This is a genomic window from Mesorhizobium sp. M1E.F.Ca.ET.063.01.1.1 (genome assembly GCF_003998155.1).
In the GTDB taxonomy this organism is placed as follows: Bacteria; Pseudomonadota; Alphaproteobacteria; order Rhizobiales; family Rhizobiaceae; genus Mesorhizobium.
Genome location: NZ_RZSC01001333.1, coordinates 1 through 842, shown reverse-complemented (window position 1 = coordinate 842; position 842 = coordinate 1). Strand labels below are relative to the sequence as shown.

3 protein-coding genes are annotated in these 842 nt (G+C 59.4%); all 3 read right to left on the bottom strand.

What is annotated here, in order from left to right:
* The coding region (gene rpsC / locus EOA29_RS38375) for a 30S ribosomal protein S3 (RefSeq protein WP_127222512.1) at positions 1–296 on the bottom strand (296 nt) is incomplete at its 3' end.
* A complete protein-coding gene (rplV, locus tag EOA29_RS38370) occupies positions 296–685 on the bottom strand; it encodes a 50S ribosomal protein L22 (protein ID WP_059188489.1) in 390 nt (129 codons plus the stop codon). The genes rpsC and rplV, both read right to left, overlap by 1 nt.
* Before the next feature lie 2 nt (positions 686–687).
* A partial coding sequence (locus tag EOA29_RS38365; RefSeq protein ID WP_145970119.1) for a ribosomal protein S19 family protein occupies positions 688–842 on the bottom strand: 155 nt, incomplete at its 5' end.

The window sequence follows — 842 nt, the reverse complement described above, 5'->3', positions numbered from 1 at the left end:
GTCTCGGACTTCGTCATCTCCATCAGCTTCTTGCGAAGCTTCTCGATGTCGGCGCCCTTCTTGCCGATGATCAGGCCCGGACGCGCCGCATGGATGGTGACGCGGCACTTCTTGTGCGGACGCTCGATCACAACCTTGGAGATCGCGGCCTGCTTGAGTTCCTTTTCAAGATATTTGCGGATCTTGATGTCCTCATGCAGCAGCTGGCCATACTCGCCGGTGTTCGCGAACCAGCGCGAATCCCAGGTGCGGTTGATGCCGAGACGCAGCCCGATCGGATTGACTTTCTGGCCCATTATGCGGCCTCCCCTTTTTCCTCGACTTCACGAACGACGATCGTGAGGTGCGAGAACGGCTTTTCGATACGGCTGGCGCGACCACGGCCACGAGCGTGGAACCGCTTCATGACGATCGACTTGCCGACATAGGCTTCCGAGACGATCAGCGAGTCGACATCGAGGTCGTGGTTGTTTTCCGCGTTGGCGATCGCCGACTCCAGCGTCTTCTTGACCGTGCCGGAAATCCGCTTGGCCGAGAATTCGAGGTCGGAAAGCGCTGTCGCGACCTTCTTGCCGCGGATCAGCGCGGCAACCAGGTTCAGCTTCTGCGGGCTGATACGGATGGTGCGCAGAACGGCGCGCGCCTCGTTGTCAGCAAGCCTGCGCGGAGCTTTGGCCTTGCCCATGATTATTTCCTCTTCGCCTTCTTATCCGCGCCGTGACCGTAATAGGTCCGGGTCGGAGCGAATTCACCGAACTTGTGACCGACCATGTCCTCGTTCACGGAGACCGGGACATGCTTCTGGCCGTTGTAGACACCGATGGTGAAGCCGACGAACTTCG

Coding starts and splice junctions, on each gene's coding strand:
- rplV (WP_059188489.1), bottom strand. CDS start 685: ATGGGCAAGGCCAAAGCTCCGCGCAGGCTTGCTGACAACGAGGCGCGC.